The sequence below is a fragment of the Streptomyces sp. NPDC050121 genome, assembly GCF_044460385.1.
GTDB classification, from domain to species: domain Bacteria; phylum Actinomycetota; class Actinomycetes; order Streptomycetales; family Streptomycetaceae; genus Streptomyces; species Streptomyces soliscabiei.
In genome coordinates this window covers 42,358-58,906 of sequence record NZ_JBITJV010000018.1, presented here as the reverse complement: position 1 = coordinate 58,906, position 16,549 = coordinate 42,358, and the positions used below count along the sequence as shown (strand labels likewise).

The following is a 16,549-nucleotide window of genomic DNA, read 5'->3' as shown; positions in this document are numbered from 1 at the left end:
TCTTCCCCCACGCGAAACTCGTGTGATTAGGTGAGCCCGCCGCCAAGGGGAGTGGCACTTTTTTGTTGACTGGGCCCGGCTTGCGGGCCTGGGGAGGCAGGGCATCACCATGCGGTCCGTTCGCATGCGGATACTCATGACGCTGCTGGTTCTCGCGGTCGTCGGAGTGGGCGGCTGGCAGCTGTTGCCGTCGCAGGAGAACGACAAGGCGACCATCACGGTCGGCACGACGGACACCGTCACCTCGCTCGATCCGGCCGGCGCCTACGACGCCGGCTCCTGGGCCCTGTTCAGCAACGTCTTCCAGTCGCTGCTGACGTACGAGCCGGGCGGCGTCTCACCCGTGCCGGACGCGGCCAAGAGCTGTTCCTTCGCCCAGGGCGGCCTGGTCACGTACACGTGCGAGCTGCGCAACGACCTCACCTTCACCGGCGGCGGCAAGGTGACGGCCGAGGACGTGAAGTTCTCCTTCGACCGGGTCAAGAAGATCAACTCGGATGTCGGTCCCTCGTCCCTGTTCTCCACCCTGAAGTCGGTGGACGCCCACGGCCTGACCGTCACCTTCCACCTGTCGGCGCCGGACGCCACCTTCCCGTTCAAGGTGGCCACCGGAGCCGGTTCCATCGTGGATCACACCCGCTACCCGGCGGACGCGCTGCGCACCGGCAGCGACGTCGACGGCACCGGCCCGTACCGGCTGACGGGGTACACGAAGGGCAAGAAGGTCCTTCTGTCGCCCAACTCGCGCTACAAGGGGGCCGTCTCCACCGGCGCGCCCATCGAGCTGCGCTACTACGCGGACCCCGACGCCCTGGAGAAGGCCTGGAAGGCCAAGGACGTCGAGGCCGCCACCCGGCAGCTGCCGCCCGCGGTCCTCGCCGCCCTCAACGTCAGCGACCCGGGCCAGCGCGTCACCGAGGCCGACAGCTCCGAGACCCGCAACCTGTACTTCAACACCCGCTCCGACTCCCCGCTGCACGACACGGACGTCCGCAAGGCGATGGCCTGGCTGATCGACCGCGCCCAACTGGCGTCGACCGTGTACGACGGGACCGTCGAGCCGCTGTACTCGCTCGTCCCGACCGGCATCACCGGCCACAGCACCTCCTTCTTCGACACCTACCCGAACCAGAACCCCGAGAAGGCCCGCAAGCTCCTGGAGAAGGCCGGCGTCAGCATCCCGGTGAGCTTCACCTACGGCTACGGCCTGGGCAGCGGGGCCGCGGCGAGCGAGGCCCAGGAGCTCAAGCGGCAGCTGGAGGCCGGCGGCCTGTTCAAGGTGAACGTCAAGGGTTACGAGTGGACCGACTTCCAGAAACGGTGGGCCACCGGAAAACTCGACGCGTACGCCGTCGGCTGGGTCGCCGACTACCCCGACCCGGACACGTTCGCGGCGCCGCTCGTCGGCACGGGCTCCACCATGAACACCGGCTACAGCAGCAAGGCCGTCGACAACTACATCGCCGACAGCCAGCGGTTCGCCGACCGCAGCCGGGTCGCCGACGACTTCCGCCGCCTCCAGCAGGCCGTCGCCGAGGACGTGCCGGTCATCCCGCTGTGGCAGCGCAAGGAGTACGTCGTCACCGGCGCGGACGTCGGCGGCGGCCAGTATCTGGCGGACGGCAACGGCGTGTTCCGCCTCTGGAAGCTCGACTGGATCTGACGGATCCTCCCGCGCGCCGGGCATGCGCCCCCGTGCCAACGGGCAGGCACCCGATGGGCACCATGTGACGGAGGTGCGTTCGGGGTGAGGAGCAGACGTGTCGCGACGCAACTCCTTCCGGCTGCCCCGGCACCCGGCGTCCGTCGGCCTCGCCCGGCGTCGGGTGCGTGAGCATCTCGCCGACTGGGGACACCGCCCGGACGACCCGGCGCTGGCCGACGCCGTCCTCGTCGTGTCCGAGCTCGCCACCAACGTCGTACGCCACGGGCCGCTTCTGGAGCGGGAGTTCGAGGTGGCCGTCACCGCCCTCGGCGACGGCTCCTGCCTCATAGAGGTGTCCGACGAGGGCCGGCTGGAGCCGCGGCCGCGGCTGGTCGGCGAGGGGGAGGAACACGGCCGCGGCCTGCACCTGGTGGAGCACCTCGCCACCGCATGGGGCGTCTGGACCAGGGGCCGCCACGGCAAGACGGTCTGGGCCCTGATCACACCCCCGGGCCTGGGAGCCAAGGGCTAGGGCCTGTCCGGCGGATCATGCCGCAGACGCGGGGATTGGCACGCCCTCCCCCACTCTCGGCTGCGCTCGAGCGGGGGGACCCCCATCGCGTCGACGCCCTCCTCCGCCTTGCAGTTGGACGCACCATCCCCCGCTCACCTGCATCGATCAGGCACCGCTGCTCTCCTGCGACTTGATCCGCCGGACAGGCCCCAGGTCGCATCCGGTGGCGGTGGGCGCTCAGGGGCAGATCTTCGGGCGCGTCGGCAGTTCCACCGTTACTTCCAGGCCCTCGCCGCGTGCCGTGCGCACGCTCACCTCGCCGCCGTGGGCCTCGACGACGCCCTGCACGATCGCCAGGCCCAGCCCGCTGCCCGCGCCGCCGCCGGCCCGGAAGAAGCGGTCGAACACCCGCGCCGCGTCCTCCGCGCCCAGCCCCGGCCCCTTGTCCTCGACCGACAGCCGTACGACCCCGTCCACGCGCTGCGCCCCGAGCCGCACCGGCACGTCGGCGGGCGTGTGGGTGCGCACGTTGGCGACCAGGTTGCCCAGTACCTGCCGCAGCCCCGACTCGTCGGCCCGCACCAGCAGCGCCCCCTCGGCATCGACGGTGACCGGCCGCTCGGGCTGCTGCGCCCGCAGGTCCTGCGCCGCGTCCCGCATCAGCCGGCTCACGTCCACGTTGCGCAGCCGCAGCTCGGGCCGCTGGTCGAGCCGGGCCAGCGTGAGCAGTTCGTCGACGAGCCGGCCCATGCGGCCCACCTCGCCGTTCATCCGGTCCCAGGCGCGCTGCCGCTCGTCCGGCTCGACCAGCATGCCCTGGTCGTACAGCTGGAGATAGCCGCGGATCGCGGAGAGCGGGGTGCGCAGCTCGTGCGAGGCGTCGGCGACGAACCGGCGCAGCTGTGCCGCGCTGCGCTCGCGCGTGCGGTACGCCGACTCCACCTGGTGGAGCATGGAGTTCAGCGCGAGCCGCAGCTGCTCCACCTCCTGGGTGGGATGGTGGCTGCAGGGCACCCGCCGGGTCAGATCCCCCTCGGCTATCGCCGTCGACGTCTCCACCATGTCCTCCAGCGGCCGCATCCGCCGTCTGACGCTCCACATCGTCAGACAGGCGAGCAGGGCCAGCAGCAGGGTGCCGACGGCGAGGTCGAGCTTCAGGGCCTGCGCTATGCCCTTGTCCAGGGCGTCCGTCGAGGTCGCCAGCAGGATGTACGTGCCGTCGGAGAGCCGCGTCGCGGTCACCCGGTAGGCGGCGCCGTGCACGGTCACGTCGTGCGGGTCGGAGTCCCGGATGAGCGCGCCCGGGTCGTCCACGGCGTCCGCGAGGCCGCGCTGCGCGTCGGTCGGCCGGATGCCGAAGAGGGGCATGGCCGCGCCCTTGCCGTCCAGGGCGGTGAACAGGGACTCCGGCGCCGGCCGGTCGTCCCCGTACTCGGGCAGCAGCCGGTCGCGGACGAAGCCGAGGACGCTGAGCGAGTCGATCTGTCGCATGGTGAGCTGCGAACTACCCAGGGACGCACGGGTCTTGACCAGCCCGGAGTCGACCTGGTCCAGGAGGTAGTGCCGCATCGCCATGAGGCTGATCGCGGTCGCGGCGACGATGCCGAGGGCGAGCAGCCCCACGTTGGCCGCCGTCAACTTGCCCCACAGGGAGCGCAAGCCGTGGTGGAATCGCCTCATGCCAGCCCGTATCCCACGCCCCGCCGGGTGGTGATCACCGGCGGTCCCAGGGTGTCCAGCTTGCGCCGCAGATAGCTGATGTAGGTCTCGACGACCGTCGACTCCGGCGGGGTGTGCTCGTACTGCCAGACATGGCGCAGGAGTTGCTCCTTGGGGACGACCCGGCCGCCGTTGCGGACCAGGAAGCGCAGTAAGGCGTACTCGGTGGGGGTCAGCTCGACCGAGCGGCCCGCGCGGTGCACGCTGTACGTCGTCTCGTCCAGCTCCAGGTCGCCGTAGCGCAGTGGCGGGCGCTGCGGCAGGACGTCGGCCGGCCGGGTGCGCCGCAGGACCGCCGTGATGCGGGCGACCACTATGTCGAGGTCGAACGGCTTGGTGATGTAGTCGTCGCCGAAGCCGAGGGCGCCGACGATCTCCGCCGGCGCGTCCCGCGCGGTGAGGAACACCAGCGCCAGGTCCGGCCTGTGGGCGCGCAGTTCACGGCCGAGCGCCCGGCCGTCGCCGTCCGGCAGCATCACGTCCAGCAGGGCCACGTCCGGCCGGGTGCGGTCGGCGAGCGCGAGGGCCTCGCGGACGGTGCCCGCCGTCATGACCTCGAAGCGGTGGTAGCGCAGGGCGATGGCGAGGACGTCCGCGATACTCGGTTCGTCCTCCACGACCAACACGGTGCCGGAAGCCGTCGTCATGCCCTCAGTATCGGCGCGCCCACTGACAATCCGGGCCGGTTCGCGCTTTGGAGTTCCTTGAGAGTCATGGCCGTTGCATGTCCCCACGCGTGCGCAACCGCCAATCCTGTTGCCCAGGACCTGGGGGACGAACCGACTCTGAGTGAGGAGCTCGAACGTGGCGGCATTAGCACGCTGGTGCTACAGGCATCGGCTGGCGGTCCTGTTGCTGTGGGTGGGGGCGCTGTTGGGCCTGGGATTCTCGGCCTCGACGGCGGGCACGGACTATGCGAGCACCTTCTCCCTCCCCGGCACGGACTCCATGAAGGCGTACGACCTGATGGAGAAGGCGTTCCCCGCGACCGCGGGCGACACCGACACGGTCGTATGGAAGGTCGACGACGGCTCGGTACGGGACCAGGACGTACGCTCCCGGATCCAGCCCACGCTCGACGAGATCGCGAAGATGAAGGGCGTCGGCGAGGTCAAGAGCCCCTATGCGGCTGCGGGGGAGGCGGGGCAGGTCAGCCGCGACGGCCGGATCGCCTACGCGCAGATCACCTTCACCGAGCAGGTGAACGCGCTGCCCAAGGAACTCGTCCAGGACGTTCTCGACACCGCCCAGAAGGCTGAACAGAAGGGCCTGGAGGTCGAGTTGGGCGGCCTGGCCATCCAGCGGGTGGAGGAGCCGCCATCCGGCCTCGCCGAGATGGTCGGCCTCGCGGCGGCCGCGGTGGTCCTGTTCCTGGCCTTCGGATCGCTCCTGTCGATGCTGCTGCCGCTCGCCGTGGCGATCTTCGGTGTCGGCATGGGCATGTTCTCGACCCAGCTGCTCAGCCACGTCACCGACATCCCGGAACTGGCGCCGCTGCTGTCCTCCCTGATCGGCCTCGGCGTCGGCATCGACTACGCCCTGTTCATCGTCACCCGGCACCGCAAGGGCATCCTGCGCGGAATGGACCCGGAGGAGTCGGCGGTCATCGCCCTCAACACCTCCGGCCGGGCCGTGCTGTTCGCGGGCGGCACGGTGTGCATCGCGCTCGCCGGCATGCTGGTGACGAACCTGCGCTTCCTGGACGGCGTCGTCATCGGCACCTCCCTGACGGTGGTCCTGAGCGTCCTCGCCGCGACGACCCTGCTGCCCGCGCTGCTCGGTTTCCTCGGCACGCGCGTGCTGAGCCGCAAGCAGCGCAAGCGGCTGGCCGCGAACGGCCCGGAGCCGGAGGGGGCGAGCGGCCCCGCGGCCCGCTGGTCGGCGAACGTGCAGCGCCGCCCCCGTCGGATCGCCGCCCTCGCGCTCGTCGTCATGGCCGTCCTCGCCCTCCCCGTGCTGTCGCTGCGCCTCGGCGTCAGCGACCAGGGCAACGACGACGCGTCGACGACCACCCGCAAGGCCTACGACCTGCTCGCGGAGGGCTTCGGACCGGGCTTCAACGGCCCCCTCCAGGTGGTCATGGAGGGCGGCGACACCAATGCGGTCGTCAAGGGCATCAAGGACACGCCGGGCGTCGCCCAGGTGGCCGCGCTGCCGCCGGCCCGGGGCGTCACGGTCATCCAGGTGGTCCCGACGACCTCGCCGCAGTCGGAGCAGACGGACACCCTGATCGACCGTCTGCGCGACGACGTCCTCCCGCAGGCCGGCGCGACGGGGCACGTGGGCGGTGTCACGGCCATCTCCAAGGACTTCGCCACGGTCACCGGCGACCGCCTGTCGCTGTTCGTCGCCACCATCATCGGCCTGGGCTTCCTGCTGCTGATGGTCGCCTTCCGCTCCCTGGTGGTGCCGCTGACGGCGGCCGTGATGAACCTGATCGCGGCGGCGTCCTCGTTCGGCGTCCTCGTCGCCGTCTTCCAGTACGGCTGGGGCCTGGATCTGCTCGGCCTCGGCAAGGAGGGCCCGATCAACGCCTTCCTGCCGGTCATCATGCTGTCGCTGCTCTTCGGTCTGTCGATGGACTACCAGGTGTTCCTGGTCAGCCGGATGCACGAGGAGTGGGTCCACACGAAGGACAACGCGCGCGCGGTCCGCGTCGGCCTGGCCGAGACCAGCCGGGTCATCAACTCCGCGGCCCTGATCATGGTGTGCGTGTTCCTCGCGTTCGTCCTGAGCGGCGACTCGGGCGGCGCGATGGCGGGCGTGGGTCTCGCGGCGGCGGTGGCGCTGGACGCGTTCATCCTGCGCACGGCTCTCGTACCGGCCGCGATGCATCTGCTCGGCAACTCCAACTGGTGGCTGCCGGCGGGGCTGGAGAAGCGGCTGCCGCATCTGGCGGTCGAACCGAAGGAGGACGAGCCGGCCGCGGCCGCCGCGCGCGGCAAGGGTCCCGCCTCGGCCGTCCACGGCTTCGTACGGGACACGACCGGCGACCCGGTCGAGGGCGCCACGGTGACCCTTGTGACGAAGGGCGGAAAACAACTCGACCGCGTCACGTCCCTCGCCGACGGCTCCTACATCCTCTCGGTCCCGGTTCCGGGAACGTACCTCCTGGCGGCGACGGCCCCGTCGTATGCCTCCGGTGCGCGCCAGGTCACGATCGCGGCCGAACCGCTGGCGTTCGACGTCGAGTTGGCCGAGGGCGAGATGGACGTGGACGCATCCAGGTGACCTGACCTGCCCGGCCCGCCCGGCCTGCTAGCCGTGCTCGGCCTGGTCGCCGTGCTCGACCTGTTCGGCGGGATGGTCCGCCGGACCCGGTGAAGACTTCTTCTGGCCCGTCTTCGCCGGGTCCGGCACCGCGTTGGTCATGCCGGGCAGGAAGTCCGTGAACAGGTCGTGCACCTCCAGGACGAGCGGGCGCAGCACCCGGAACCGGGCCAGCGCCACACCCCGCGCGGTGAGCCGCGCCCCCCGTCCGGCCAGCCGGTAACTGCGCTCGCGCCCCGCCGTACGGTCGTAGATCCAGTACATGACCAGGCCCATCTGGGAGAGCCACATCAACTCGGGCAGCACCTCCCGCAGTTCCTCCGGCACCTTCGCCTTCGAGCCCGCGAGCACCTCCTTGTGGACGGCGATGGCCTCCACGCGCGCGTGCTCCGACTCGGCGGAGAAGGGGCTGAGCGGGCTGTCCGGATCGGCGGCCGTCTTGAAGAACTGCACCGCGAACTCGTGGTACGGCGTGGCCACGTCCAGCCAGGTCCGCAGCACGCCCGCGAGCCGCGCCTCCAGGCTGGTCTCGCGCGCCAGGATGCCCCGGACCGCCTCCCGGTGTTCGGCCGCGAGCCGGTCGTAGAAGCCCTGGATCAGGTGCTCCTTGCCGGCGAAGTAGTAGTACGCGTTGCCGACCGAGACCCCGGCCTCCTTGGCGATGGCCCGCATCGTCGTCTTGTCGTAACCGCGCTCCTGGAACAGCCGCATCGCCGTCTCGAGGATCAGCGCACGGGTCTGCTCGGACTTGGACGCGGGAGCACCTTCAGGGGACTCCTGAGGTTCCCGGTGCTGGGTCGGGGGGGCGGCCTCGGCGGGACCGTCGTTGTTCGCGGACACGGAAGGAGCCTAACCATTGACATCCTCCCCCTCTTAAAAGAGGGGGATTCCAACCGGTTTGGGTGGTTGAGGTTCACGGACGTTCTTCGACCGCGTGGGCGGTGTCGTCCCTCCGGCACCGGCTGTTCGCCGGGGGCGGGGGATCCCGCCCTGTCCTGCCGCGACGTTGTGGCTTGCGTTGGTGTCCGCGTTGCAGGTGAAGCCGCAGGACGAACAGACGAACTCGGCTTGGCTCTTGCGCGAGTTCTTGTCGATCCACCCACAGGCACTGCACCGCAGAGATGTGTACGGGGCGGGCACGTCCTCGACCCGGCCGGGGGCCTTGTGCCCGGTGCGCCGGCGCAGCAGGCCCCAGCCCTGCGCAAGGATGCCCCGGTTCAGCCCTGCCTTCTGCGCCACGCCCTGGCCGGGCTGCTCCACGGTTCCCTTCACGGAGCGGGTCATGTTCTTGATGTTCAGCTTCTCGAAGCGGATCAGGTCGTAGGTACGGGCGAGCAGGGTGCTGGTCTTCTCGCACCAGTCCTTGCGGCGGTTCGCCTCCCGTGCCTTGAGCTTCGCCACCTTCGCGTACCCGGCAGCCTTGGCTTCGCTGCCCTTCGGGGCGCGGGCGGCGCGGCGCTGGTACTTGCGGATCTGGGCGCGTTCCCGGACGGTGAGCTGCGGGCAGTTCAGTTTCTGCCCGTCCGACAGGGCCGCGGTGATGGTCACGCCGCGGTCGATACCGATGACTGTGTCCGTGCCGGGCGCGGGCACCGGCTTGGGGACGACGGCGAACGCGGCATGCCACTGGCCGTTCTTCAATGTGACCCGGAACGTCTTCGCATCGGGCAGCTTCGCGCCCTTGCCATGGGTGCTGAGGCGGAAGCGGACCCAGCCGCAGCCGGGCACCTTCACCTGCCCCCACCGCCGGTTCAGCTTCCGCACCACGACCGCACGGGCCATGACCTGCCTGCCGGTCTTCGCGTTCAGCTTCGCCGAGCCGTCCTCGTGATACTCGGGCACGCGGTCGGTGCCGATGACCCGGAAACCCTCATGCCGGTACTTCCTGCGCCAGGTCGGCTCACCGAACCCGGACGTGAAACGCGCCTGCTTGGCCTTGGCGAAGTCCTTCAGGGCCTGCTGCTGGACATCCGCATTCCCGGCAGCAAGCCACTCGTTGTCACGCCGGGCTGCGGTGAGCTGACGGCACTGCTCGGCGAAGGAGGGCGCGGACCTGCGCCCCGGCCTCCAGTGCGCGTGCTGTTCCACGGCGAGGTTCCACACGTACCTGGCGTGCGCGGAGTGCAGCAGCATCTGCCGCTCCTGCTCGCTCGTGGGGTACATCCGAAACCGTGCCATGCCGTGAACGTAGACCACACATTCCCCGCCCGCGCACACCATCGATCACCATCACCCGTCCGAGTGACCACACCCCACCGGCCACCAGCCGCCGGCGCCAGGTCCCTCGACTCCCGTCGCCACCACCCGTCCGTGGCCACCCTCGCCATCCCGGACGACGACGCCGGATCGCCCTGACGGCGATCCGGCTGCCCCTGCCCCGCTCCGCGGAAACGGGCATTCACCCCGGCCTTGAAGGACCGGGCACCCTGCCCGAAATCCAGGTGGAGCAGGCGCCGTCGGCACAGGTGGGCGGGGTGTAGCTCCAGCCCTGACCCGGGTCGTAGGACCATCCGTCGCCCCGTCGGTAGACGCCTCCGCCCCAGCCCGCGCCCTGCCCGTGCCCGTCGCGCCACTTGGCGGCGGCGAGCACGGCCGCCCGCGCGAGCTTCGCCCCGGCGGGCGTGCTCAGCCGGTGCGCGAGCGGGCGGTGCTCGCGCAGCGCCCACAGGGTGACGATCCAGGCGGCGGCGCCCGTGTAGACCTGACCGGCGTCGCCGACGACGGTGATCTCGTCGAGGGTGGCGCGATGGTCGAGGCCGGGAAAGCGGGCGTGGGCCTCGGCGGAGCCCGCCGGGACGAACTCCAGCGGCACCAGCTGCGGCTGCCGGCCCAGCCAGTCGCGCAGGAAGCCGCACAGGGAGCACTCGGCGTCGAAGAGGACGGTGAGCCGGCGAACCGGGACGCGAAGAGCGTCCCGGTCGACGGCGGCCTGTTCTGTCCCTCGGGCGGCCATGGCGCTCAGGCTCCCGCGGTGGGCGCCGCGGGGGCGGCCCAGCCCTGCGGGGCGACCGGCGGGAGCTGCTCGCGCTCCATGATCCCGCGCCGCCGGATCCGGTTGAGCACGTACACGTTGGCCAGGTGCATCGCGCCGAGCACCAGCAGGACCACGCCCAGCTTGGTCGACAGGGCCTCGAAGATCTGGCGGGTGTCCTCGACGGTGTCGTCGCTGCTCAGGTAGAGGGCGACGAAGCCGAGGTTGACGAGGTAGAACCCGACCACCAGGAGGTGGTTGACGGCGTCGGCGAGTTTCTCGTTCCCCTGCAGCACATCGGCGAGGAAGACCCGTCCGTTGCTGCTCAGGGTCCTGGCCACCCAGACGGTCAGACCGATGCTGACGATCAGGTAGACGACGTAGGCGATGACCGTGCGATCCATGTTTCCCCACCTCATGTTGAGCTAGTTGAACGCGTTCAAAACGCTGTCGGGAATGACTGTAGCCCGAGTTTTGAACACGTTCAACAAGGGGGTCGGTCCGCGAGGTGTGGCCCCTGACACCTCCCCGGAGCGGGCCGCTTGGAGTAGTCCGTGAACCCGACACGTTGTCGAACCCGCGGGGGAGAGGCGGCCGGGGCGAGGCGACCGGTGGAGTGGGACGTCCAGATGCCGCGAGGGTTGTGCAGGGGGTGGATCTGTGAAAGATGACCCTATGTGGATCGAACTGATCTCCTCGCTCTCGGAAGACGTGGACCTTGCCGGGCCCGGTTGTGAGCAGGAAATGCGGGCGGCCGAGGCGGTGTTGGGGCATCCTCTGCCGGCCGCGCTGAAGGAACTCTGGCGGGTCGCGGACGGCGCCCGGGACAAGTACGGCGCCGGGATCGTGGGCTCGGTCGGTGAAGTCGTGGACCGGAACCTGGAGTTCAGGAGTTCGGTCGACTTCCGAGGCCTGTACATGCCGTTCGACCCGCTGCTGCTGTTCGGGGAGAGCAGCGGCGGTGATCTGTATGCCTTCGTCGTCAAGCCCGAGCGGCCCGACATCTTCGTGTGGGACCACGAGAGCGACAGCCGCCGCTGGGTGGCGAACAACCTGGAGGACTACCTGCGGCGGCGGCTCGGCAGCGGTGATCCGCAGTGGTACGCGTCGTGGTGACGGAGGGTCAGTCGCTCGTCCTCGGCCGACCTGCCGCGAGAATCTCCGCGGCGCTCAGGGTGATCTCGGCACCGATCGAGTAGGGCAGGCGGAAAGACTGGCCCGGGGCGTAGAACTGGTGGTTGTCGTAGCCGCCCTTCTTCGGTCCGGTGAGGACGTGGACCCGCTGGTGCTTGCGGTCGACGACGACGTAGACGGGGATCATGGCCTCGGCGTACGCGGGGACCTTGGTCTTCACGTCGTCCTTCCAGTTCCCGGACGTGACCTCCAGGACCAGGCGGAAGCAGGCCGGGTCGTATGCGTTGTTCCGCACGAAGTGGTCGTCGATGTCGGAGTCGACGATCACCAGGTCGGGGATGACGTAGTCGTCCTCGCCGGTCGGTAGCCACAGACCGACGTTCTGCAGGACCTCGGTTTCCCCGTCGTCGAGCCCTGCTGCGATGAAGGGGCGCATGAGCTTCGTCAGAGCGCGGGCGTGTGGGGCATCCGGTGACGGTGTCACGAGGAGGTAGCCTCCGATGATCTCGACGCGGTAGCCCGGATGGCGCTCCATGATCTCGTCGGCGATGGCCGTGAGCGAGAACGGCTCGTCGTCGAAGGGCTGCTCGACGGCTGCAGCGGACATCGCGTGCCTCCTTGGGGCTGGTGTCGAGACCATCATCGTAGGCCGGAAGTCCTATCGGTGTCCCTCTTGATCACGTTCACCCGATCGTGGCGTTTGAACGCCCGAGGGCCCCGCCTCCGGTGACGAAACCGGGAAACGGGGCCCTCGACGACGTGCCGGGAGACGGAGTCAGAAGCGGCGCGTGATCAGCGCTCGCTTGACCTCCTGGATCGCCTTGGTGACCTCGATGCCGCGCGGGCAGGCGTCCGTGCAGTTGAACGTGGTGCGGCAGCGCCAGACGCCGTCCTTGTCGTTCAGGATCTCGAGGCGCTGCTCGCCCGCTTCGTCACGGCTGTCGAAGATGAAGCGGTGGGCGTTCACGATGGCGGCCGGCCCGAAGTACTGGCCGTCGTTCCAGAACACCGGGCAGGACGAGGTGCAGGCCGCGCACAGGATGCACTTCGTCGTGTCGTCGAAGCGCTCGCGGTCCTCCGCCGTCTGGAGGCGTTCGCGCGTGGGCTCGTTCGTGTCCTTGGTGATCAGGAACGGCATCACGTCGCGGTACGCCTGGAAGAACGGCTCCATGTCGACGACCAGGTCCTTCAGGACCGTCAGGCCCTTGATGGGCTCGACCGTGATCGGCTTCGCGGGGTTGAGGTCCTTGATCAGCGTCTTGCACGCGAGGCGGTTCTTGCCGTTGATCCGCATCGCGTCCGAACCGCAGATCCCGTGTGCGCAGGAGCGGCGGAACGTCAGGGTGCCGTCCTGGTCCCACTTGATCTTGTGGAGGGCGTCGAGGACGCGCTCCTTCGGGTCGATCTCCAGCTGGAAGTCTTCCCACACCGCTTCCGCCGAGACCTCGGAGTTGAAGCGGCGGATGCGGAAGGTGGCCGTGATGTACGGCGAGTCGGCGAAGCCGGGCTCGGGCGTGCCGGCCGCGTCCGCCTTGTCCAGGGTCGGGGTTGCCATCAGTACTTACGCTCCATCGGCTGGTAGCGGGTCTGGACGACCGGCTTGTAGTCGAGACGGATGGACTCGGCGCCGTCGTCGCCCACCTCGCGGTACGCCATGGTGTGGCGCATGAAGTTGACGTCGTCGCGGTTGGGGTAGTCCTCGCGGTAGTGACCGCCGCGGGACTCCTTGCGGGCGAGGGCGGAGACCGCCATGACCTCGGCGAGGTCGAGCAGGTTGCCGAGCTCGATGGCCTCCAGCAGGTCCGTGTTGAACCGCTTGCCCTTGTCCTGGATCGAGACGTTCTTGTAGCGCTCGCGGAGTTCCGCGATCTTCTCGACCGCCGTCTTGATCGTCTGCTCCGTGCGGAACACCATGACGTTCGCGTCCATGGTCTCCTGCAGCTCGCGGCGCAGGACCGCCACGCGCTCCGTGCCCGTGGACGACCGCAGCCGCTCCACCTGGGAGACGACGAGCTCCGCCGGGTTCTCCGGCAGCTCGACGAAGTCCGCCTTCTGGGAGTACTCGGCGGCGGCGATGCCCGCACGCTTGCCGAACACGTTGATGTCCAGAAGGCTGTTCGTGCCCAGGCGGTTCGCGCCGTGCACCGAGACGCAGGCGACCTCGCCGGCGGCGTACAGGCCCGGGACCACCGTGGTGTTGTCGGACAGCACCTCGCCCTCGACGTTCGTCGGGATGCCGCCCATCGCGTAGTGCGCGGTGGGCTGGATCGGGATCGGGTCCGTGTACGGCTCGATGCCGAGGTAGGTGCGCGCGAACTCGGTGATGTCCGGGAGCTTCGCGTCGAGCTGCTCCGGCGGGAGGTGGGTGAGGTCGAGGTAGACGTGGTCGCCCTCGGGTCCGCAGCCGCGGCCTTCCCGGATCTCCGTGTAGATCGACCGCGAGACCACGTCCCGGGAGGCGAGGTCCTTCATGACCGGCGCGTACTTCTCCATGAAGCGCTCGCCGTCCTTGTTGCGGAGGATGCCGCCCTCACCGCGGGCGCCCTCCGTCAGCAGGATGCCCATGCGCCAGATGCCGGTCGGGTGGAACTGGAAGAACTCCATGTCCTCCAGCGGCAGCCCGCGGCGGTAGACGGCGGCCTGGCCGTCGCCCGTCAGCGTGTGCGCGTTCGACGTCACCTTGAAGAACTTGCCGGTGCCGCCGGACGCGTAGATCACGGCCTTCGCCTGGAAGACGTGGATCTCACCGGTGGCGAGTTCGTAGGCGACCACGCCGGCCGACCGCTTCACGCCGTCGACCTCGGTGATCAGCTGGTCCAGGACGTAGAACTCGTTGAAGAACTCCACGCCCTCTTTCACGCAGTTCTGGTACAGCGTCTGGAGGATCATGTGGCCGGTGCGGTCGGCCGCGTAGCAGGAGCGGCGGACGGGGGCCTCGCCGTGGTTGCGGCTGTGGCCGCCGAAGCGACGCTGGTCGATCGTCCCGTTGGGCGTCCGGTTGAACGGCAGGCCCATCTTCTCCAGGTCGAGGACCGAGTCGATGGCCTCCTTCGCCAGGATCTCGGCGGCGTCCTGGTCGACCAGGTAGTCACCGCCCTTGACCGTGTCGAAGGTGTGCCACTCCCAGTTGTCCTCCTCCACGTTGGCGAGCGCGGCGGCCATGCCGCCCTGCGCGGCGCCCGTGTGGGAGCGGGTGGGGTAGAGCTTGGTCAGGACCGCCGTGCGGCTGCGCTTCGTCGACTCGATGGCCGCGCGCATGCCCGCGCCGCCGGCGCCGACGATGACTGTGTCGTACTTGTGGATCTTCATGAGTGGTTCTCTCAGTCCCTCGGTCCCGTGCGCCTAGCGGATGTTCGGGTCGAAGGTGAAGATCACCAGCGTGCCCAGCAGGATGGTGAACACCGTGGCGGTGTAGAGCAGGCCCTTCAGCCACAGCCGGGTGTTCGCGCGCTCCGCGTAGTCGTTGATGACCGTACGCAGGCCGTTGGCCCCGTGCAGCATCGCGAGCCACAGCATCAGCAGATCCCAGACCTGCCAGAACGGGGAGGCCCAACGGCCGGCCACGAAGGCGAAGCCGATCTTGGACACGCCGCCGTCCAGCACCAGCTGGATGAGCAGGTGGCCCAGGACCAGCACGACCAGCACGACGCCGGAGAGCCGCATGAACAGCCACGCGGCCATCTCGAAGTTGCCCCGGGTGGACTTCGGGGTCTTCTTGGTGCGCTTGCGCGGGGCCTCGATGAGGGGCGCCGGGTTGTCGACGTTGTAGATCGAGCCGCCCTCTACGGGGCCGATCCCGGCAGCGGTGGTTTCAGTGGTGGCCATCGGTGTCAGCTCCCGAACAGTTCACGAGCGGCGTGCCCGAGGACGGGGTAGATGGCCCCGAGCATCAGCACGACCCACAGGCCCACGACGCTCCAGAGCATCTGCTTCTGGTACCGCGGGCCCTTCGACCAGAAGTCGACGGCGATGACGCGCAGACCGTTGAGGGCGTGGAAGAGGATGGCGGCGACGAGGCCGTACTCCAGCAGCCCGACGATCGGGGTCTTGTAGGTGGCTACGACCTTGTCGTAGTCCTCGGGGGAGACACGCACGAGCGCGGTGTCGAGCACGTGGACGAACAGGAAGAAGAAGATGAGGACGCCGGTGACTCGGTGAGCCACCCACGACCACATTCCTTCCCGGCCGCGGTACAGCGTTCCAGCCGGCACGGAAGAACCCTCCGGGAGCGGGGATTGGAGCCTGCCGGCTTGGGTGTCGGACGGGCCCGGCCGGGTACGGTCCACCGGCCCCCAGCATGGTAGCCAGCCGCTGGCTTGGCGCTTACAGCGGGCCTACCGGTGTGATCAAAGTGGCACGCGTTTGGGTTAGCGTTTGCGGCTTCCGGGGTGGGGTGTCCTGTTATATGCCGGGTGCGGCGCCGTGGCGGCTGGTCGCGCCACGCGGCGGTAGCCGCACATGTCGCAGGCCCGCGCCCCGGCGGAGCCGCGCATTTTCCGGGCCGCGCCCCTACACGAGCTGCGTCAGTCGTTGTCTTGCCAGGCGGCGGAGTTCTTCTGCCGCGACCACCCGTTCGTCCTCCGGATCGTTCGTCAAACGTGACCGGATGGCTTCCAGGACGTAGTCCAGGGCCTCGTCCGCCGGCACGCCGTCCAGGCAGATGACGAAGGCGTGTCCGAATCTCGCCTCGTATGCCGCGTGGGCCGCGCTCAGTGCCATGTGGGCCGCGCCGTACGCGTCGTCCGGGAGGGCGGGGAGGGACTCTGCCGCCAGGGCCTCCGCCAGGTCTCCCGCGGTCAGGTCGTACGCGGCCTCGTCCGACGCGGCCAGGAGGGCGTCGAGGGTCGGGTAGGGGCGGTGGTCGGCGAGGCGGCGGGCCCAGCGGGGGCTGCGCAGGCAGGTGAGGAGGGCGCGGTGGGCCTCTTCGGCGGGCGCGGTGTTGAAGCCGTCCAGCACGGGTGCGGGTGCGTTCCGGATCTGCGCCGGTATGGCGAGGCGGCCGGAGAGGTGGGAAAGACGGTGCGCAGGCAGCGTGGATCCTCGCGTCACGTGTGGTGTGGCAGGGGATGCAGTGAAGGATGTGTCGCCACGTTATCGAGCACGGTCAGTTCGTGTCCGACGGATGCCCGAATTTCACTCGAACGAGAGAGTTTCGGAAGGTGTCGTGGACACCATCGCGCGGTTTTCGGCGCGCTGGGAGCGGACGGGCGTCGTACGGTTGGCGGAGTGAGCAGGCACAGTCATCGGCGCCGTGCGCCGCAGAGGAACCCACGCCGCGCGTCACAGCGGACGCCGC

General features: G+C 69.5%; 16 protein-coding genes. 4 read left to right on the top strand and 12 right to left on the bottom strand.

Translation table 11 applies throughout. The annotated features are described in order from the left end of the window. The first annotated feature begins 124 nt into the window (after window positions 1-124). Window positions 125-1,663: an ABC transporter substrate-binding protein gene (locus ACIBTS_RS26130; protein WP_399322544.1), complete on the top strand. Its 1,539-nt coding sequence runs from the start codon at window positions 125-127 to the stop codon at window positions 1,661-1,663. 97 nt (window positions 1,664-1,760) lie between these two features. After that, a complete protein-coding gene (locus ACIBTS_RS26125) occupies window positions 1,761-2,177 on the top strand; it encodes an ATP-binding protein (protein WP_399322542.1) in 417 nt (138 codons plus the stop codon). 219 nt (window positions 2,178-2,396) lie between these two features. Here the strand turns inward: ACIBTS_RS26125 and ACIBTS_RS26120 are convergent, their stop codons facing one another. Together ACIBTS_RS26120 and ACIBTS_RS26115 are read right to left on the bottom strand one after the other, a co-directional pair. Further along, the gene (locus tag ACIBTS_RS26120; RefSeq protein WP_399322540.1) at window positions 2,397-3,839 is read right to left on the bottom strand and encodes a sensor histidine kinase; all 1,443 of its coding nucleotides are present in this window, start codon (window positions 3,837-3,839) and stop codon (window positions 2,397-2,399) included. Beyond that, a complete protein-coding gene (locus ACIBTS_RS26115) occupies window positions 3,836-4,525 on the bottom strand; it encodes a response regulator transcription factor (RefSeq protein WP_319673557.1) in 690 nt (229 codons plus the stop codon). Before ACIBTS_RS26115 ends, ACIBTS_RS26120 begins: the two co-directional genes overlap by 4 nt. 157 nt (window positions 4,526-4,682) lie before the next feature. On the opposite strand from ACIBTS_RS26115, the gene ACIBTS_RS26110 reads away from it, so the two are divergent. Beyond that, window positions 4,683-7,109, top strand: coding sequence for an MMPL family transporter (locus ACIBTS_RS26110; protein ID WP_399322539.1), 2,427 nt, complete (start codon window positions 4,683-4,685; stop codon window positions 7,107-7,109). Between the two features lie 27 nt (window positions 7,110-7,136). On the opposite strand, the gene ACIBTS_RS26105 is transcribed toward ACIBTS_RS26110, so the two are convergent. The 4 genes from ACIBTS_RS26105 to ACIBTS_RS26090 all read right to left on the bottom strand — a co-directional run bounded on the left by ACIBTS_RS26105 (window position 7,137) and on the right by ACIBTS_RS26090 (window position 10,523). Next, window positions 7,137-7,988: a TetR family transcriptional regulator gene (locus ACIBTS_RS26105; RefSeq protein WP_399322538.1), complete on the bottom strand. Its 852-nt coding sequence runs from the start codon at window positions 7,986-7,988 to the stop codon at window positions 7,137-7,139. A 33-nt stretch (window positions 7,989-8,021) separates the two neighbouring features. Next, window positions 8,022-9,326 (bottom strand): RNA-guided endonuclease InsQ/TnpB family protein, encoded by a 1,305-nt coding sequence (locus tag ACIBTS_RS26100; protein ID WP_399322537.1) that lies wholly within the window; start codon window positions 9,324-9,326, stop codon window positions 8,022-8,024. A 220-nt stretch (window positions 9,327-9,546) separates the two neighbouring features. Then, a complete protein-coding gene (locus ACIBTS_RS26095) occupies window positions 9,547-10,101 on the bottom strand; it encodes a thiol-disulfide oxidoreductase DCC family protein (RefSeq protein ID WP_399322536.1) in 555 nt (184 codons plus the stop codon). A gap of 5 nt (window positions 10,102-10,106) precedes the next feature. Beyond that, window positions 10,107-10,523 (bottom strand): hypothetical protein, encoded by a 417-nt coding sequence (locus tag ACIBTS_RS26090; protein WP_399322534.1) that lies wholly within the window; start codon window positions 10,521-10,523, stop codon window positions 10,107-10,109. Window positions 10,524-10,794: 271 nt separating this feature from the next. Here ACIBTS_RS26090 and ACIBTS_RS26085 point away from each other — a divergent pair, with 271 nt between their 5' ends. After that, window positions 10,795-11,235: an SMI1/KNR4 family protein gene (locus ACIBTS_RS26085; RefSeq protein ID WP_399322532.1), complete on the top strand. Its 441-nt coding sequence runs from the start codon at window positions 10,795-10,797 to the stop codon at window positions 11,233-11,235. Between the two features lie 7 nt (window positions 11,236-11,242). Here ACIBTS_RS26085 and ACIBTS_RS26080 read toward each other — a convergent pair whose 3' ends face one another. The 6 genes from ACIBTS_RS26080 to ACIBTS_RS26055 form a co-directional block, all read right to left on the bottom strand. Beyond that, complete coding sequence (locus tag ACIBTS_RS26080; RefSeq protein ID WP_399322531.1) at window positions 11,243-11,860, bottom strand: Uma2 family endonuclease; 618 nt, start codon at window positions 11,858-11,860, stop codon at window positions 11,243-11,245. Between the two features lie 168 nt (window positions 11,861-12,028). Next, window positions 12,029-12,808, bottom strand: coding sequence for a succinate dehydrogenase iron-sulfur subunit (locus tag ACIBTS_RS26075; RefSeq protein WP_079660232.1), 780 nt, complete (start codon window positions 12,806-12,808; stop codon window positions 12,029-12,031). Beyond that, window positions 12,808-14,562 carry a succinate dehydrogenase flavoprotein subunit gene (gene sdhA / locus ACIBTS_RS26070; protein WP_079660231.1) on the bottom strand — a complete coding sequence of 585 codons (1,755 nt, stop codon included), beginning with the start codon at window positions 14,560-14,562 and terminating at the stop codon, window positions 12,808-12,810. The genes ACIBTS_RS26075 and sdhA overlap by 1 nt, the downstream gene beginning before the upstream one ends. Before the next feature lie 33 nt (window positions 14,563-14,595). Next, window positions 14,596-15,078, bottom strand: a complete 483-nt coding sequence (locus ACIBTS_RS26065; RefSeq protein ID WP_079660229.1) for a succinate dehydrogenase hydrophobic membrane anchor subunit — start codon at window positions 15,076-15,078, stop codon at window positions 14,596-14,598. Window positions 15,079-15,083: 5 nt separating this feature from the next. Further along, the gene (gene sdhC, locus ACIBTS_RS26060; protein WP_079660228.1) at window positions 15,084-15,464 is read right to left on the bottom strand and encodes a succinate dehydrogenase, cytochrome b556 subunit; all 381 of its coding nucleotides are present in this window, start codon (window positions 15,462-15,464) and stop codon (window positions 15,084-15,086) included. 298 nt (window positions 15,465-15,762) lie between these two features. After that, a complete protein-coding gene (locus ACIBTS_RS26055; protein WP_399322528.1) occupies window positions 15,763-16,302 on the bottom strand; it encodes a 2-oxo-4-hydroxy-4-carboxy-5-ureidoimidazoline decarboxylase in 540 nt (179 codons plus the stop codon). Window positions 16,303-16,549: the final 247 nt, after the last annotated feature.

Coding starts and splice junctions, on each gene's coding strand:
- ACIBTS_RS26085 (WP_399322532.1), top strand. CDS start 10,795: ATGTGGATCGAACTGATCTCCTCGCTCTCGGAAGACGTGGACCTTGCC.
- ACIBTS_RS26115 (WP_319673557.1), bottom strand. CDS start 4,525: ATGACGACGGCTTCCGGCACCGTGTTGGTCGTGGAGGACGAACCGAGT.
- ACIBTS_RS26100 (WP_399322537.1), bottom strand. CDS start 9,326: ATGGCACGGTTTCGGATGTACCCCACGAGCGAGCAGGAGCGGCAGATG.
- ACIBTS_RS26075 (WP_079660232.1), bottom strand. CDS start 12,808: ATGGCAACCCCGACCCTGGACAAGGCGGACGCGGCCGGCACGCCCGAG.
- sdhA (WP_079660231.1), bottom strand. CDS start 14,562: ATGAAGATCCACAAGTACGACACAGTCATCGTCGGCGCCGGCGGCGCG.
- ACIBTS_RS26120 (WP_399322540.1), bottom strand. CDS start 3,839: ATGAGGCGATTCCACCACGGCTTGCGCTCCCTGTGGGGCAAGTTGACG.
- ACIBTS_RS26090 (WP_399322534.1), bottom strand. CDS start 10,523: ATGGATCGCACGGTCATCGCCTACGTCGTCTACCTGATCGTCAGCATC.
- ACIBTS_RS26080 (WP_399322531.1), bottom strand. CDS start 11,860: ATGTCCGCTGCAGCCGTCGAGCAGCCCTTCGACGACGAGCCGTTCTCG.
- ACIBTS_RS26065 (WP_079660229.1), bottom strand. CDS start 15,078: ATGGCCACCACTGAAACCACCGCTGCCGGGATCGGCCCCGTAGAGGGC.
- ACIBTS_RS26130 (WP_399322544.1), top strand. CDS start 125: ATGCGGATACTCATGACGCTGCTGGTTCTCGCGGTCGTCGGAGTGGGC.
- ACIBTS_RS26095 (WP_399322536.1), bottom strand. CDS start 10,101: ATGGCCGCCCGAGGGACAGAACAGGCCGCCGTCGACCGGGACGCTCTT.